This is a genomic window from Brevundimonas sp. (genome assembly GCF_016463485.1).
Classification (GTDB): domain Bacteria; phylum Pseudomonadota; class Alphaproteobacteria; order Caulobacterales; family Caulobacteraceae; genus Brevundimonas.
The window spans coordinates 1-15673 of sequence record NZ_JAEMRD010000076.1; the positions used below are offsets into that span (position 1 = coordinate 1).

Here is a 15673-nt window from a genome sequence, read left to right on the forward strand (position 1 = left end):
TACAGCTCCTGCGAAAACCACATACGCGGAGCGTTCGTCTTTCGCCGAAACGGTATTTTCTATTTCTTTCCGGGCGAGAGCCCGGACGCTCCGCCGGCCCTTCCCACCTCGTGTCCCGACAGGACGACGAGCGATTCCGCATGCCACGTCCCGGCATTTTCACCGAACCGCGTTAACCTTTTCATTGCCAAGCGCAGCCGTGGCGCCATGATGGCGCGGCCTGCGTGAGGGGATCGCCAGAGTGTCACTGCCCAGTCCGAGCGAGTTCCAGTCCGTCGACGGCTTCTATGAGCCCCAGGACGGCGGCGTCCTGTTCACCCTGCCGCCCATGCTGTTTCTGGCGGGGGTTGTGCTGCTTGTTCTGGCCGGCCTGCTCGGCTGGTGGATCGGTCGGCGCAAGGTCGATCGCGACGATCCCAGCCAGGCCATCTACGATGCCGTCAGGAAGGCCGTCTCGACCGCCGCCGGGGCTCCGCGCGACTCGGTCATGATCACGGCTCGCCACCTGAACACCGTGCTCGACGAGCGGCTGGGCGCGGTCCTGCGTCTCGGCCACGGCCTGGGCGGTCCGCACGAAGCCCTGTCGCAGGCGCTCGAGGGCTATGGCCCTGCCGACCACACGCCCGACAAGGAGGACACGGCCGACCCCCTCGGTGGAGTACGCAAGGTCACCATCAACGCCCGCAGCGTGGTCCTGAACACCCACGCCGCTCTCGTCGAAAGCGAAACTGCCGACGCCCATGCGGACGCCCACCCGCCTCACGCCCACGCAACGGGACACGGCACGGGACACGGGGGCGGCCATGGCCACACCAAACCCCTGGACGCCAGGGCCCAGCTTGCGGCCGTCCGCGCCGCCGTCCACGACCTGTCCGACTACTGGAGCGACAAGCCCGCCCGCCTCAAGGATCTGCGCGAGGCCCGGAAACAGCTGACCACCGCCCCGCCGCCGTCGTCGTCCTCCCCCGGCGACCGGGTCTGGGAGCGGCCCCGGCCCGGCAAATGATCGTCGATCACCCGAACGGACCGGTTCCCCCGCCCCGAAAACGGGTCTAGCCTTCCGCCCATGAAACTCGCCTCGCTCAAGCACGGCCGTGACGGTCGCCTCGTCGTCGTCTCCAATGACCTGCACTGGTTCACCGACGCCTTCCTGATCGCGCCCAGCCTCCAGGCCGCGCTCGACGATTGGGACCGATGCGAGCCCCTGCTGCGCGCCCTCGCCGAAAGCCTGGAACACGAGGCCGTGCCGCGCGGCCGGTTCCATGAACGCGACGCCGCATCGCCTCTGCCCCGCGCCTATCAGTGGGCGGACGGTTCGGCCTATGTGAACCACGTGGAACTGGTGCGGAAAGCCCGCGGCGCGGAGATGCCCGACAGCTTCTGGACCGATCCCCTGATGTATCAGGGCGGCTCGGACGCCTTCCTGGCCCCCCGCGACCCTATCCCACTGGCCGACGAAAGCTGGGGCTGCGACCTGGAGGCGGAGGTCGTCGTCGTCACCGGCGACGTGCCGCAAGGAACGTCGGCGACCGAAGCGCTGGACCACATCCGCCTGATCGGCCTCGTCAACGACGTGTCCCTGCGCAACCTGATCCCCGCCGAACTGGCCAAGGGCTTCGGCTTCGTCCAGTCCAAGCCCGCCAGCGCCCTGTCGCCCGTCTTCGTCACGCCGGACGCGCTCGGCGACCGCTGGAAGGACGGCAAGCTGCACGGCGAACTGAGCGTCCAGTTGAACGGCTCCGACTTCGGCAAGGCCGATGCAGGCGTCGACATGACCTTCGACTTCGGCACCCTGATCGCTCACCTGGCCAAGACCCGCAGCCTGACCGCAGGCACCGTCATCGGCTCCGGCACCGTATCCAACAAGGGCGCCGACGGTGGCCCCGGCCAGCCCGTGTCCGCCGGCGGCCTCGGCTATTCCTGCATCGCCGAGGTCCGCACCGTCGAGACGATCCAGACAGGTGCCGCCACGACCCCCTTCCTCAAACACGGCGACACCGTCCGCATCGAGATGCTGGACGACAAGCACCACTCGATCTTCGGCGCCATCGAACAGACCGTTCACCCCGCCTGACCGGATCAACCTCATGACGCCGCAGACCTACATCCCGATCATCGCCGTCGGCTTTGCGGTGATCATGATCCTGCTGCGCAACCGGGCGCCGCGCACTTTGCGGCCCCAGTACCTGTGGGTCATGCCGGTCGTCATCACCGTGGCCATGGGCTTCGCGATCTGGGGCACCAGCATGAGCCCGGGTGCCAATCACACGCCGTTCACGCCGCTGGACTGGCTGGTTCTGGCCGTGGGTCTGACGCTCGGTGGCGCGGCCGGATGGTGGCGCGGGAAGATGACCACGATCGAGAAACACCCCGACGGCGTCCTGAAAGCCCAGGCCTCGCCCATCGGCCTGATCCTGATCATCGGCCTGATGGCCGGCCGTCGCGCACTGTCCGCCTGGCTGGAGCCCCACGCGGCGGCGCTGGGCCTCAACAGCCTCGCCGTCGCCGACGCCTTCCTCGTGTTCGTGGTCGGCATGATCGTCATGCAGCGCGTCGAGATGTTCATCCGCGCCCGCCGCGTCCAGGCCGGAGGGACGGACGGGCACGTGGAGGCGACGGCCTAGACGTCTCGTGCGTCGCTTGCCCGCCAACCGCAGCGTGTGGCAACATTCCGGCCGTAGCGTCCCGTGTGAGTCTGTATGAAACCTCTCCTGCTTCCCCTGGCGCTCGCCGCGCTCGGCTCATCGGCCATCGCTCAGGACGCGGACGACTGGGATGTCCAGATCGACCCCGCCGCAAAGTCCACCATCGCCTTCGTGACATTGACGTCCGGTCTGTCGATCGCTGTGCGATGCAAGGACGGCTCGCTGGATGCGGTCATGGCGGGCCTGCCAGAAGCGCCGCGCGGGCGAACAATCCGAACTCTGCGCATCGGCTTCGGCGACGACGAGCCGACCGACTCGCGCTGGAACGTCACGACCGATCGTCACGTGGCGGTCGCCGACTACCCCTCATCCTTTGCCCGCAGTCTGCGCGAGGGAGGTGATCTGAAGGTCACCATTCCTGGCGGAGCGGGCGAGGGCCGAGATCTGCGCCACGAACTGACGATCCCGCCGTCCAGCGCCGCGATCGAGGGGGTGCTCACCGCCTGTGGCAAGCCCCTCGAAGACCCGCGCGACGCCCTTCTGCCCGAGATCGGCGAGAACGGTCTGCCCGAGGGCCTGACCTGGGCCCGGCCGCCGCGCCCCCGCTTTCCATCGCGCAGCCGCTATGTCGCTGGCTATGCCGTCATCACCTGCGTGGCAGGCCCGGACGGTCGGCTGAGCCAGTGCCAGACCGAGGCCCAGCATCCGGTCGACAGCGACTTCGCCGAGGCCGCCCTGCGTTCGACCGACGATGCGCGCCTGACCAATCCCAACGAGACGCCCGGCCAGATCATTCCTCGCCTGGTCGGCTTTCGCGCCTCCTTCTACCTCGACGGCTACCAGCCTCGACGCGGCGCGGAGTAATCAGTTCGGCCGGATCACCTGCGCCGAGAACCTTTCCATCTCCTCAGCCTGAGGCGACATCTGAAGCAGCACCAGGTCCAGCCCGGCAGCCTCGAATTCGTCCATCCGTTCCCGGACGGTTTCGGGCGTGCCGACGAAACCGGGGCGCAGTCCGCGGTTGGATACCGAATATTCGCGGATCTTCAGCTCCCGCTCTAACTGGGTCCCAGACAGCCATTGGTCGAAGTTCGCGAACCCCGCCGGCGGCGTTCCGGCGGCCAGGCCGGGGATGGTCGTGATCCGCGCCAGCTCAGCCTCGGCGTCGGCCTGGGAGTCCCGCACGATCGAATAACCGGCCATGCCGTATTGCATCGGCGGCAGGCCGAACGCCTCGCGGCGACGCCTCATGTCGGCGATCTTGTCGGCGATCACGGCGGGTTCGTCGCCGTGCATGACATAGGCGTCGCAGTACCGCGCGATCAGGGTCTTGGCCGCCTCGGACTCGCCGCCCGCATAGATGACCGGACGCGGCCGCTCGGGCGTCGAGACCGGCTTGGGCTCCACGATCGCGTCCTTCAGCGTGTAGAAGTCGCCCGTGAAATCCGTGGACGGATCGGTCCATAGCCGGTCGAGCACCTGCAGCCACTCGGTCGTTCGCGCGTAGCGGTCGTCGTGCTGGTCGAACTGCAGACCATAGCTCTCCGCCTCCTTGGCCCACCAGGACGAGACGACGTTGAGCGCCAGCCGCCCGTTCGAGATCCGGTCGATATTGGCCGCCTGTTTGGCGAACAGGGCAGGCTGGTGAAAGTTCGGCCGCACCGCCACCATCAACTCGATCCTGGACGTGATCGCCGCCAGCGCCGCCGCGCTCGACCAGGCATCCAGAGCGGGGGCCTGGATGCCCTGAATGTCGTTCAGGTTCAGTTCGGCGATCAGGGTCAGGTCGTAACCGAGGTCTTCGGACCGGGTCACGATACCCTTCAGATGCTCCCACGACGCCTGCGGTTCGTCGTCAGTGTTCCTCAACCAGCCGCCGAAGACCGGGGCCCAGTATCCGTACCTCATGCCGCCGTCTTCCCGTTGACCGCGACCTTGGCCGCCTCTTCCGCCACGATGGCCATCAACCAGTCGACCAGTACGTCATGCGGCTCGAACCCCAGAACCTCCATCGGTCTGGCGACGAAGTTCGACAGGGCGTTGATGTCATAGAACAGCGCCGACCCGTCCCGATCGTCGATCAGATATTCGACCGAGCCGATCTCCAGCCGTCCCTCCGCCGCGATCAACTCGGCCGCCGCGATGATCTCGTCCGGCGGCGTCACCCGCGTCATGGTCAGCGTCGGCGCGCCGGGCCTCACCAGACAGGCGTCGGCGGGACACAGGTCGAAGGCGTCGCCGGGGCTCTCGACATCCAGCGCATACAGAAACTTGCCGTTCAGGGTTTCGACCCGGGTCACCTTGCCGTCCCGACGCGGCGCATACTCCTGCACCAGCGAGATGCCGTTGACCCCGGCCGGGCACCAGCCTTCGGCCGCCGCAACGGCCAGTTCCTCGGGCGTCTCATAGCGGGTGATCCCGGCACCCGCCCCGCCGATGTCCGCCTTGACCAGAACCGGAAACCGCAGACCCTCGGCGGCCTTGGGCAGGTCCGCCTGGCGGTGAGCGGCCCGCGTCACGGGCCCCTTCAGCCCCAGCCGGGCGATCAACGACAACTGCCGCGCCTTTGACGTGTCGATGGGCAGGGCCGAGGCGTTCACCACCCGCGTGCCCTGCCCCTCCCAGTGTTCGAACAGGCTCTGGGCATAGAAGATCGGATGTTCCGGGTCGCGCAGGAAGGACGACATCGCCACCCGGCTGAACACCACCTTCGCCGGCGCGGGCGATCCCGCCGGATCGAAGGTGTGCCCCGCCAGGGTGACCTTCGCATAGGAGACGCCGCGCCGATCCAGCGCCGCGAACAGCGGCTCGAACCATTCGGGATGCTCATAGACGATCGCGAGATCGGGCAGGCTCGACGTGTCGGATGCAATCGGGGACATGACCGCCAGATGCGTTACACCCCGATGGAACGCAAGGGCCGCGCAAAAATTCCCCAGCCCAAGTAGCGCAACACGCGATAGCCCACTAAGAACACCCCACGCGGGCCCCGGTGGTGGAACTGGTAGACGCGCCGGACTCAAAATCCGGTTCCGAAAGGAGTGCCGGTTCGACCCCGGCCCGGGGCACCAATCTCAGGACAATGTGCCGACGACCGCCGAGCGAGTGATCGCTGCAGCTCCTGCACGCGTCAGCCTGGCCCCGCGAGAGAAGGCCCCCGCGCCCGGGCCACGCGATCCATGGGTCGCGAACCGTGCGTTCTCGGGCTGCAACATGGTGCGCGGATTGCCGTCGCGGCCGGTGTGCCACATCTCGGTAAAACCGTCGGGTGCGACATGGTCGTCCATCCAGCAGTCGAGGAAGGTCGCGGCCCCGACCCGGTCGGGATCGCCGTACCGTCCGTCCGAAAACGTCTTCGTCGGACGCCAGGGCCGACCAAGATAGACCGAGTGTCGCGCCGTGCCGGGCTCTCGCGTCAGACGGCATCGGTGAAACACCAGGCCGAACGGCTGTTCCAGTGGCGTACTGGGCGCAGTGACGTATCCGTCCACGGGATCAACGGGCCGGGGTCGCGAGCGGATCTCGCAGGCCTCGAACCACACCCGGCCCGCGCCGAAGATGAAGTCATAGCTACCGGTAATCCGGCATCGCTCGAACGCGGCCATCCCGCTGTCCGCGAACAGTGTGTCCTGATAGCCAAGGATGTCGCAGTCACTGATCACAGCGCGGTCTGATCCTTCCGCCAGCATCAGGGACACGGCCTGAGGACCCGCCCCGTCATGGGAGCGAAGTCCGCCGGGACGCGTCATCTCGGCCAGACCGTCGAAGGCGTTGGCGATCGTCAGCCGCTCCGCCCGGAACCCCGGCGCGCGAACGGTCAGGGTCGGGGTCCGCGTCGTACCCCAGTTCCGCCCGTCGGGTGCGACCAGGCCTGATGCGGCCAGGTGGCTGATCACCGATCCCGTCCGGCTCTCCCCGACCAGATGGACGAACGGCCTGTCGACCACGATCTGCTCGTCGAACACCCCGCGCCGTAGCAGGATGCGGAACGGCGCGATTCCGCCAACGGGCGCGGCGGCGATAGCGGCGGCGAGCGTCCGATGGATCGGGGCACCGGAAACGGGCCGCCCATCGGAGGCCAGCACCTCAGCCTGATAGGTGCGACCGGTACCGGCCTCCGCCAGCCCCGATACAGCGGCCAGCGCTACAAGACCGGACGACAGCCGACGACGGGTCAGGACCGGTGCCATCACCGCGAGGCCTCGGGTCAGGCTGCAGGCCGCCCCACCAACGCATCCACAGATCCCGTCGTCACCGGATGATACCCCGGCCGCGCCCGCGAATAGATCGAGGTCGCCAGGGGGCGGCCCCAGTCGCCTTCGGCCCACAGGCTGGTGAACAGGGGCAGGACGAATTTGCGGCGCCCCATCGAGGTCAGGAACTGCGTCAGCTTGGGCACGGCGGGCTGGTAGCGGTGGGCGATGGCGATCTGGAGCCAGCCGAAGACGACTTCGGCGTTGCCTTCATTGGCCAGATTCAGAGTGTTCTCCAGGTCGGCCAGTTGCTGGTTGGTCAGCCAGTCCCCGCCGTCGCGCAGGTTGGCCGGACGCCAGCCCAGGAAACGCTGGCGCTGCTGGGTGTTCCAGCCGCTCCACGGAATGGCCGAGGCCGGCCCGCGGTCGGCGAAGAAGGCCCTGGCCGCCGTGTCCACCGCCGTGAACGCGTTCGAGGTCGGGACCACGGCATTGTCGGGCAGGCCCGGCTGATAGACCCATTCGTCCAGCTTCAGCCGCGCATCCAGCGCCCCGTCGCCCATGACCAGGTGATCGCGGATGTCCTTAAGGAACAGGGCCGACGTCATGGGGCGGAAGGCGTTGCGCTCGAAATAGCCCTTCAGCCAGGCGTCGAACTTTTCACGCCCGACGATGCGCTCGATGGTCTCGAGGAAGGCCGCACCCTTCTCATAGGCGATGTCGGTCATGCCCTCGTCGGGATCGCGACCGGCGAGGTCGAGATGCAGCCGCGTGTCCATCTCGGGCAGGCTCTTCAACTCGGCCTGGAGCGAATCCCAGCCCAACACCCGCTCCTGCTGGGCGCGGTCGTTGCCGTACACCGCCTCCATGATCCGGTTCTGGAAATAGGTGGTGAAACCCTCGTTGAGCCAGAACTCGTTCCAGGTCGCATTGGTCACCAGATTGCCGGACCACGAATGCGCCAGTTCGTGCGCCACCAGGCTGACCAGCGACTTGTCGCCCGCGATCACCGTCGGCGTGGCGAAGGTCAGGCGGGGGTTCTCCATCCCGCCGAACGGGAAGGACGGCGGCAGGATCAGCAAGTCATAGCGACCCCAGGCATAGGGGCCGTACAGCCCTTCTGCCGCCGTCACCATCTGGCCGACCTCGGCGAACTCGGCCTTGGCGGCGGCCAGCCGACTGGGCTCGGTCCAGACGCCGGTACGTCCGTCCTCGGACGCGAAGGCCAGGTCGCCGACCGCCAGCGCGATCAGATAGGGCGGCACCGGATTGGTCATGCGGAAGCGATAGGCATGCGTGCCGTCGGCCGCCTTCTCCCCGTCCGGCGTCAGCATCTCGGCGCTCATCACCGCCTTCAGCGCCTCGGGGACCGTGATTTTCGCCGAATAGGTCTGGCGTATGCCGGGGCTGTCCTGGGTCGGGACCCAGGTGCGGGTCAGGATGGCCTGGCCCTGACTGAACAGGAAGGGCTGCTGGCCGCCCGCCGTCTGGGCCGGGGTCAGCCATTGAAGGGCCGCTGCGTCGGGTCGGGTGGCATAATCGACGACGATCTTGATCACCTGTCCGGGCGTGAAGGCCGGCAGGGTCACGGTCAGGGACTGGCCCAGGATCGGATCGGCGGCGCCGAGCGCAAAGGCCAGCGGCTTGCCCTCGGCGTCCTTGACCGAACGGATGTCCAGGTTGCGGGTGTCGAGGATGACCTGGGTCGCGCCCGCCTCGGCCGTGACGTCGAGTGTCGCCGTACCCGACAGGGTCCTGGCGGCAAAGTCGGCGGTCAGGTCCAGCGCGACGTGCTTGACCCGCGCGACCTGAGGCTGGGCGTAAGAATGGACGTCCTTGGGATAGATCACTGGCGCGGTCGCCGAGGCCGGCAGGGGCGGCATATCGGACTTCATCTCCGCCTGCTGGCACGCGGCCAGAGAGACCGACAGGGCGGCGGTCAGGGCGATGATCGAGACGAGGCCGGCGACACGAGGCGACATGGAATGCTCCGATAAACTACGGCGCAGACCTCAGACCCGATCGCCTCCAAAGATCAAGAGGCAGGCGACGCCCTGTCACCCAGACGAGCGGCCGGCTTGGCATTGCGCGCCACGAACAACCGGCCGCGTTCGGCGAAGAGGACGGCGCCGAGGGCCAGCAGGCCGCAGGAGGCGAAGCCCAGCGCCATCGGAACCGTCGATCCGTTAAACGTCTGACCGATGGCGAACCCGGTCAGCGACCCGACGATCGTGGAGAAGAAGCCCTGGAGCGACGACGCCGTGCCGGCGATATGGCCCATCGGCTCCATGGCCATCGATCCGAAATTCCCGGCGATCAGGCCGAAGCAGAACATGGTCAGGGTCTGGAGCACGGCAAAGGTCCAGATCGTCTCGTGACCGGACAGGGCGACCAGGGCGTGGATCGCGGACATGGTGGTGAAGCCGATCAGGGCCGAATGGCCGATCAGACGCGACCCCAGCCGCTCTACCAGACGGGCATTCAGGATCGCCGCCACCGCGATGCCACCGGCGATGGCTGCGAAGATGGTGGTGAACAGGGCGGGTGCCTTGAACACATCAAAGAAGATCTGCTGCGCCGAGTTGATGAAGCCGAACAGGGCCCCGGTGATCGCCGTGATCGCCAGGGTATAGCCCAGCGACGTCCGGTTGGTGATGACCTGACCAAAGGCGCCCGCCACCCGGCCGAACTGGATCGGCAGCCGATCTTCAGGGTGCAGGGTCTCCGGCAGGCGCAAGGTAGCCCATATCATCAAGGCGACCCCGGCTACCGCCAGTACGCCGAAGATGCCCTCCCACGGTGCGATCAGCAGGATCAGCTGGCCCAGCGACGGTGCGATGATCGGCACACCGAGGAACACGAGGAAGCTCAGCGACATGACCCGCGCCATGGTCCGCCCGCTGAACCGGTCACGCACGATCGAAACCGCCAGCACCCGCGTCGCGGCCGATCCCAGTCCCTGACCGATGCGCGCCAGGATCAGGGTCTCGAACGTCGGGGCCAGCATGGCCACGACGCTGAACAGCACATAGACGCCGACGCCGACAAGCAGGATCGGCTTTCGGCCGAACCGGTCGGAAAGCGGCCCATAGATCAGTTGGGCTCCACCGAAACCGAGCAGATAGGCGGTGACGACCCATTGCCGGCTGTTCGGATTCTCGACACCCAGGGCCGCGCCGATGTCGGGCAGGGCCGGCAGCATGGCGTCGATGGCCAGCGCATTCAGCGCCATCATCAGGGCGATCAGGCAGACGAACTCGGCGAACCCGGGCTTCTCGACGACGGGTTTCTCGATCTGGGCTGAGGTCATGGGGCGTCAATTGGACCCGACGACCGGCCCCCGCAACCTTGACCGATCAGTTTATTGCTGCGTTGCAGCATCATACGATCAACGATCAGTTGAGGCGTGACGTGACCGCTGCAGACAGCACCGCCTTGACCGAGGCCGTCGCCACGTCGGCATCGATACCGACCCCGAACACAGTTCGCCCGTCACCGGTGCGCGCCTCGACATAGGCCGCCGCCTTGACGTCCGAGCCTTGGCCGATGGCGTGTTCCTGATAGTCGGCGATGTCCAGATCCAGCCCGATCGCCTCCTTCAGTGCGTCCAGCACGCTGGACAGCAGGCCGTTGCCGCGCCCGGAGACGTGGCGTTCCTCGCCGTCCAGGGTGATCCGTCCCGAGAAGGTCCGCCCGCCGCCTGCGATCGCCGTCTCCTGATAGTCGATCAGGCGCAGGGGCCGGTCGCCGGTCAGATGATAGGCGCTCTGGAACGCCGCCCAGATGTCCGCTGCGTTCAACTCGCGACCCAGCGTATCCGCCAGGGTCTGCACCGGCCGCGAGAAGTCGGCCTGCAGCCGCTTGGGCAGTTTCAGCCCCTGATCCTGCTCCAGGATCCAGGCCACCCCGCCCTTGCCTGACTGGGAGTTGACCCGGATCACCGCCTCGTACGAACAGCCGATGTCCGCCGGATCGATGGGCAGATAGGGCACGTCCCACATCTGGTCGTTGCGCCCGGCCTGTGCCGCGAACCCCTTCTTGATGGCGTCCTGATGGCTGCCCGAGAAGGCCGTGAAGACCAGTTCACCCGCGTAGGGGTGGCGCGGATGGACCGGCAGCTGGTTGCAGTATTCGACCGTTCGCACGACCTCGCCGATGTCCGAGAAGTCCAGCTCCGGATCGACGCCCTGGGTGTAGAGATTGAGCGCCAGGGTCACCAGATCGACATTGCCGGTCCGCTCGCCGTTGCCGAACAGACAGCCCTCGACCCGATCGGCGCCGGCCATCACCGACAGCTCGGCGGCGGCGACACCCGTGCCCCGGTCGTTGTGCGGATGGACCGAGATGATCACACTGTCGCGCCGCGAGACATTGCGGCACATCCACTCGATCTGGTCGGCATAGACGTTGGGGCTGGCGCATTCGACCGTCGCCGGCAAGTTCAGGATCAGCGGCCGATCCGGCGTCGGCTGCAACACGTCCATCACCGCCTCGCAGCACTCCAGCGAGAAATCCAGTTCGGCGGTGGAGAAGGTCTCGGGGCTGTATTCAAAACGCCAGTCCGTGTTCGGACGATCCGAGGCCTGATCCCTCAGCCATTTGGCGGCCTGGACCGCGATTCCCTTGATCTCGGGACGCTCCAGACCGAACACGATGCGCCGCCACGCCGGCGACACGGCGTTGTAGACATGGACCACCGCCTGTTTGGCCCCATCGAGGCTGTCGAACGTCGTCTGGATCAGGTCGGCCCGCGCCTGGGTCAGGACCTGGGGCATGACGTCGTCGGGAATGGCTCCGCGATCGACCAGCCCGCGGATGAAGTCGAATTCGGTCGCCCCGGCCGAAGGAAAACCGACCTCGATCTCCTTGATCCCGATCTTCACCAACAGATCGAAGAAGCGCTGCTTCTTCTCGGCGTTCATCGGGTCGATCAGGGCCTGGTTGCCGTCGCGCATGTCGGTCGACAGCCAGCGCGGCGCCCTGGTGATCGTCTTGGACGGCCAGGTGCGGTCGGGGATATCCACCTGCGGGAACGGGCGGTATTTTACGGATGGGTCGCGCAGCATCGGCGCGGCTCCTTCATCTGGAAGTTCGGATCTGGAAAAAGCGGAGTGGCTGAATGCCGCCGCCGGGTCGCCGTCAGCCCCGGAGGCCGTCCATAAGTCGCAAGGCGGCAAACGCCGAAAGGCGTTGCGCAGGCGTCAGAACGAACGAAACGGAACGATCCATGCCCGCCAACTAGCGCGCTTTGGACCGTCGCGCATCAAAAATGCGCAACGACGTCATCCCACCCTGTTGCGGGGGAAAGGAGCCCGTCTTGACCTGATCCTCCATCGGCCCCACCGATGCAGTGCCTTTGGAGTTCACCATGAAGTCCCTCCTCATCCTCGCCGCCCTGCTCGCCGCCAGCCCGGCCGCCGCCCAGAATCTGATCATCCGCGGCGGCACGATCCACACCGGCGTCGCCAACGCCCCCAGCCCCGAGGTCGTGATCGTCCGAGGCGGCCTCATCGACTATGTCGGCGACGACCCCGGGGTGACCCGCGATGCGCTTCAGGAGATCGACCTGAAGGGTGCGACCCTGTTCCCCGGCTTCACCGACGGACATGCCCATCTGGACGGTATCGGCTGGCGCGAACTGACCCTGAATCTCGAGGGCTCCGCATCGCTCGCAGAAGCCATGGCGAAACTGACCGCATGGGCCCAGGCGCATCCAACCGGCCCGATCATCGGTCGCGGCTGGATCGAGACCCGCTGGCCTGAGAGCGCGAACGGCCCGCGTTTCGTGACCGCCGCCGACCTGGATGCCGCCGCGCCCGGCCGGATCGTGCTGCTGGGCCGCGCCGACGGCCATGCGATCACCGCCTCCTCCGCCGCCCTCGCCGCCGCCGGGATCGACATCAATACGAAAGCCCCGTCGGGCGGCGAGATCGCTCGCGACACATCGGGCAAGCCGACCGGCTTCCTGCTGGATGCCGCCATGGACCTGGTCGAAACCCTGCGGCCCCAGGCCGACCCGCAGGCCCTGCGCGACGCCTACCGCGCCGGGTTCCGGGTCGAGGCCGCCTACGGCTGGACCGGCGTGCATTTCATGAGCGCGCCATGGTCGGACATCCCCCTGCTGGAGGCCATGGCCGAGGCGGGCGAGGCCCCGATCCGCGTCTACAACTCGGTCACGCCCGACGGTGCCCAGGCCCTGATCGGCTCCGGTCCCCGCAGCGTCGCCGATGGCCGCGTCATCACCCGCGCGATCAAATTCTACGTCGACGGCGCGCTCGGCTCGCGCGGCGCAGCCCTGTTCGAGCCCTATTCCGACGATCCCCACACCTCGGGCCTGCTCCAGACCTCAGCGGCCGAGATCGTGCCCCTGTACGAACAGGCGTTTCGCTCGGGGATCCAGGTCGCCACCCACGCCATCGGCGACCGGGGCAATTCGCTGGTGCTCGACTGGTATCTGGACGCCATGATGAATGTGAACGGCGAGACGCCCGCCATTCGCGATCACCGCTGGCGCATCGAACACGCCCAGATCATGCGCCCCTCCGACGAGCGCCGCTTCGCCGCCCTGAACATCATCGCCTCGATGCAGCCTAGCCACGCCATCGGCGACTTCCACTTCGCCCCGGCCCGCCTCGGCGACGCCCGGCTGGACGGTGCCTATGCCTGGAAGAGCCTGCTGGACTGGAACGTGGTCGTGGTCGGCGGTTCCGACGCCCCTGTCGAACGCGGCGATCCCCTGATCGAATTCTACGCTGCGGTCGCCCGCCGCGATCTCGACGGCTTCCAGGGCCCGGACTGGCGCCCGTCCGAGGCCGTCTCGCGCCAGCAGGCCCTCGCCATGTTCACCACCGCCCCCGCCTATGCCAGCTTCCGCGAAAAGGAACTGGGCACCATCGAGGTCGGCAAGCGGGCCGACTTCACCGCCTTCGACATCGACCTGATGACCGCGCCGCTGGCCGATATCCCCAAGGGTCATGCGGTGCTGACGGTGGTGGACGGTAAGGTGGTCTACGAACGCCCCTGAACTCAAAAACCGCTCGACCGTTATAAAGTAACACGCTACAGGATCGGCGATGTCGTCGCCTGATCTTGAATGGGATGTGCTGCTGTCGCTGCTGGGCGGCGGTTTCGTGGCCGCGTTTCTGCACGCCGCGCTTCCGACCCACTGGCTGCCGTTCGTCCTGGTCGGCCGGGCCCAGCGCTGGACCCTGACCCGGACCCTGGCCTCCGTCGGGGCCGCAGGAGTCGCCCACATCGCCTCCACCGCCGTCGTCGGCGGCCTGATCGTCGCGGCGGGACTGGCCCTGGATCAACTGGTCGCCGGCATCCTGCCCAACCTGTCGGCCATCCTGCTGTTCGCCTTCGGGACCTTCTACCTGATCCGGGCGGTCGTGCGCCGCCCCGCGCCCCTCACCGCAGACGGCCCGACCCTGGAGCTGTCGGAACCCACGGTTTCCCACGCCGCCGCCTTCTGGGGTCTGGTCGTCATGCTGGCCGTATCGCCGGGCGAGGTTTTGCTGCCCATCTATATGTCCTCTGCGCAGGAGGGGATGCTCGCCCTGTCCCTGCTGACCCTGGCCTTCCTCGCGGGGACATTGCTCGGCATGGGCCTGTTCACCACCCTCGCCCGTGCGGGTGCCTCGGTGCTGCGGCTGGAGCGCTGGGTCCGATACGAAGGCGCCATCCTGGGCCTCGCCCTGATCGGGATCGGCCTTCTCGTCGTCCTGCATCAGCACTAGGGTCAGACATGGCCTCCCCCCATGACCACGCCCATCACGACCATGACCATGGACATCATGGTCACGACCACGACCATTCCCACGCGGGCCACGGCCACCACGGCCACGCGCACGGTCCGGTCGACACCGGCGACTGGCGCTATGCCGTCGGGCTGATCGTCAACCTGGCCTTTGTCGCCTGCGAGTTCGGCGCGGGGATCTACAGCGGTTCGACCGCCCTGATGGCCGACGCGGGGCACAATCTGTCCGACGTCCTGGGCCTGGCCATGGCCGGGGGCGCGGCGGTCCTGGCCAGACGCGCGGCCGGCAAACAGCTCACCTACGGCTTCGGCAAGGCCACCGTCCTGGCCGCCCTGGCCAATGCCCTGCTGCTGATCTTCGCCTGTGGAGCCATCGCCTTCGAGGCTGTTCAGCGCTTGGCCGATCCCGCGCCTGTCCAGTCCGGCGTCGTCATGATCGTGGCCGGCATCGGCTTCGTCATCAACCTGGGCACGGCGCTGCTGTTCATGCGGGATCAGCATTCGGACCTCAACGCGCGCGGGGCCTATCTGCACATGATGGCGGACGCCGCCGTCTCGATCGGCGTGGTGATCTCCGGGGCGATCATCCTGTTCAGCGGCTGGTCGATCCTCGATCCGCTGGTGTCGATCGTCATCGTCTTCGTGATCCTGGGCGGGACCTGGGGCCTGCTGAAGGACTCGGTCAACCTCGCCCTCGACGCCGCCCCGCGAGGCGTGGACGTCCCCGCCATTCGCGCGGCCTTCCTCGCCCTGCCCGGGGTGTCGGCGGTCCATGACCTGCACGTCTGGGGCCTGTCGACCACCGAGACGGCCCTGACCGCCCACCTCGTCCACGACCGGGCCGACACCGGCACCCTGCTGGCCGAGGCGCAAGCGCTGGCCCGCACCCGCTTCTCCATCGGCCACACCACACTCCAGCTCGAAAACGAGCCGATGGCGGATTGCCCGGACTGCTGACCCCTTCCCAAATTGGGTCCCAGCCGCCATCTAGCGGCGCATGACCGACACCGTTGCCGCCAAGATCCCCGTCACCGTCCTCACCGGCTATCTCGGCGCGGGCAAGACCACCCTGCTGA

Annotated in this window: 15 protein-coding genes and 1 tRNA gene; 10 read left to right on the forward strand and 6 right to left on the reverse strand. The window is 67.4% G+C overall.

Features of this window, described 5'->3' with window-relative positions; genetic code table 11:
* The 5 genes from JHC99_RS11490 to JHC99_RS11510 form a co-directional block, all read left to right on the forward strand.
* On the forward strand, positions 1-228 hold a 228-nt coding region (locus JHC99_RS11490; protein ID WP_292154336.1), incomplete at its 5' end, for a hypothetical protein.
* Between the two features lie 13 nt (positions 229-241).
* Positions 242-1006, forward strand: coding sequence for a hypothetical protein (locus tag JHC99_RS11495; protein ID WP_292154338.1), 765 nt, complete (start codon positions 242-244; stop codon positions 1004-1006).
* A 60-nt stretch (positions 1007-1066) separates the two neighbouring features.
* Complete coding sequence (locus tag JHC99_RS11500; RefSeq protein WP_292154340.1) at positions 1067-2074, forward strand: fumarylacetoacetate hydrolase family protein; 1008 nt, start codon at positions 1067-1069, stop codon at positions 2072-2074.
* Between the two features lie 13 nt (positions 2075-2087).
* The gene (locus JHC99_RS11505; protein ID WP_292154341.1) at positions 2088-2624 is read left to right on the forward strand and encodes a CcdC protein domain-containing protein; all 537 of its coding nucleotides are present in this window, start codon (positions 2088-2090) and stop codon (positions 2622-2624) included.
* A 75-nt stretch (positions 2625-2699) separates the two neighbouring features.
* Positions 2700-3509, forward strand: a complete 810-nt coding sequence (locus JHC99_RS11510) for a hypothetical protein (RefSeq protein WP_292154344.1) — start codon at positions 2700-2702, stop codon at positions 3507-3509.
* Here the strand turns inward: JHC99_RS11510 and JHC99_RS11515 are convergent, their stop codons facing one another.
* Together JHC99_RS11515 and JHC99_RS11520 are read right to left on the reverse strand one after the other, a co-directional pair.
* Positions 3510-4553, reverse strand: a complete 1044-nt coding sequence (locus tag JHC99_RS11515; protein WP_292154346.1) for an LLM class flavin-dependent oxidoreductase — start codon at positions 4551-4553, stop codon at positions 3510-3512.
* Positions 4550-5527: an alpha-L-glutamate ligase gene (locus tag JHC99_RS11520; protein ID WP_292154348.1), complete on the reverse strand. Its 978-nt coding sequence runs from the start codon at positions 5525-5527 to the stop codon at positions 4550-4552. Before JHC99_RS11520 ends, JHC99_RS11515 begins: the two co-directional genes overlap by 4 nt.
* A 104-nt stretch (positions 5528-5631) precedes the next feature.
* Here JHC99_RS11520 and JHC99_RS11525 point away from each other — a divergent pair.
* A tRNA-Leu gene (locus JHC99_RS11525) sits at positions 5632-5716 on the forward strand.
* 3 nt (positions 5717-5719) lie between these two features.
* Here the strand turns inward: JHC99_RS11525 and JHC99_RS11530 are convergent.
* The 4 genes from JHC99_RS11530 to leuA all read right to left on the reverse strand — a co-directional run bounded on the left by JHC99_RS11530 (position 5720) and on the right by leuA (position 11904).
* The gene (locus tag JHC99_RS11530) at positions 5720-6835 is read right to left on the reverse strand and encodes a pectinesterase family protein (protein WP_292154350.1); all 1116 of its coding nucleotides are present in this window, start codon (positions 6833-6835) and stop codon (positions 5720-5722) included.
* A 17-nt stretch (positions 6836-6852) separates the two neighbouring features.
* Positions 6853-8820 (reverse strand): M1 family metallopeptidase, encoded by a 1968-nt coding sequence (locus JHC99_RS11535; RefSeq protein WP_292154353.1) that lies wholly within the window; start codon positions 8818-8820, stop codon positions 6853-6855.
* Positions 8821-8873: 53 nt separating this feature from the next.
* A complete protein-coding gene (locus tag JHC99_RS11540) occupies positions 8874-10148 on the reverse strand; it encodes a multidrug effflux MFS transporter (protein ID WP_292154354.1) in 1275 nt (424 codons plus the stop codon).
* An 85-nt stretch (positions 10149-10233) separates the two neighbouring features.
* Positions 10234-11904 carry a 2-isopropylmalate synthase gene (gene leuA / locus JHC99_RS11545; RefSeq protein ID WP_292154356.1) on the reverse strand — a complete coding sequence of 557 codons (1671 nt, stop codon included), beginning with the start codon at positions 11902-11904 and terminating at the stop codon, positions 10234-10236.
* A gap of 302 nt (positions 11905-12206) precedes the next feature.
* On the opposite strand from leuA, the gene JHC99_RS11550 reads away from it, so the two are divergent.
* The 4 genes from JHC99_RS11550 to JHC99_RS11565 form a co-directional block, all read left to right on the forward strand.
* The gene (locus JHC99_RS11550; RefSeq protein ID WP_292154358.1) at positions 12207-13862 is read left to right on the forward strand and encodes an amidohydrolase; all 1656 of its coding nucleotides are present in this window, start codon (positions 12207-12209) and stop codon (positions 13860-13862) included.
* 49 nt (positions 13863-13911) lie between these two features.
* Positions 13912-14577 (forward strand): hypothetical protein, encoded by a 666-nt coding sequence (locus JHC99_RS11555; RefSeq protein WP_292154360.1) that lies wholly within the window; start codon positions 13912-13914, stop codon positions 14575-14577.
* Between the two features lie 8 nt (positions 14578-14585).
* Positions 14586-15554: a cation diffusion facilitator family transporter gene (locus JHC99_RS11560; protein WP_292154362.1), complete on the forward strand. Its 969-nt coding sequence runs from the start codon at positions 14586-14588 to the stop codon at positions 15552-15554.
* Positions 15555-15594: 40 nt separating this feature from the next.
* Positions 15595-15673: GTP-binding protein (locus JHC99_RS11565; RefSeq protein ID WP_292154363.1), on the forward strand; the 79-nt coding region annotated here is incomplete at its 3' end.

What these genes read in the sequence shown, in the direction of transcription:
- JHC99_RS11500 (WP_292154340.1), top strand. Translation starts at nt 1,067, where the DNA reads ATGAAACTCGCCTCGCTCAAGCACGGCCGTGACGGTCGCCTCGTCGTC.
- JHC99_RS11505 (WP_292154341.1), top strand. Translation starts at nt 2,088, where the DNA reads ATGACGCCGCAGACCTACATCCCGATCATCGCCGTCGGCTTTGCGGTG.
- JHC99_RS11510 (WP_292154344.1), top strand. Translation starts at nt 2,700, where the DNA reads ATGAAACCTCTCCTGCTTCCCCTGGCGCTCGCCGCGCTCGGCTCATCG.
- JHC99_RS11515 (WP_292154346.1), bottom strand. Translation starts at nt 4,553, where the DNA reads ATGAGGTACGGATACTGGGCCCCGGTCTTCGGCGGCTGGTTGAGGAAC.
- JHC99_RS11520 (WP_292154348.1), bottom strand. Translation starts at nt 5,527, where the DNA reads ATGTCCCCGATTGCATCCGACACGTCGAGCCTGCCCGATCTCGCGATC.
- JHC99_RS11530 (WP_292154350.1), bottom strand. Translation starts at nt 6,835, where the DNA reads ATGGCACCGGTCCTGACCCGTCGTCGGCTGTCGTCCGGTCTTGTAGCG.
- JHC99_RS11535 (WP_292154353.1), bottom strand. Translation starts at nt 8,820, where the DNA reads ATGTCGCCTCGTGTCGCCGGCCTCGTCTCGATCATCGCCCTGACCGCC.
- JHC99_RS11540 (WP_292154354.1), bottom strand. Translation starts at nt 10,148, where the DNA reads ATGACCTCAGCCCAGATCGAGAAACCCGTCGTCGAGAAGCCCGGGTTC.
- leuA (WP_292154356.1), bottom strand. Translation starts at nt 11,904, where the DNA reads ATGCTGCGCGACCCATCCGTAAAATACCGCCCGTTCCCGCAGGTGGAT.
- JHC99_RS11550 (WP_292154358.1), top strand. Translation starts at nt 12,207, where the DNA reads ATGAAGTCCCTCCTCATCCTCGCCGCCCTGCTCGCCGCCAGCCCGGCC.
- JHC99_RS11555 (WP_292154360.1), top strand. Translation starts at nt 13,912, where the DNA reads ATGTCGTCGCCTGATCTTGAATGGGATGTGCTGCTGTCGCTGCTGGGC.
- JHC99_RS11560 (WP_292154362.1), top strand. Translation starts at nt 14,586, where the DNA reads ATGGCCTCCCCCCATGACCACGCCCATCACGACCATGACCATGGACAT.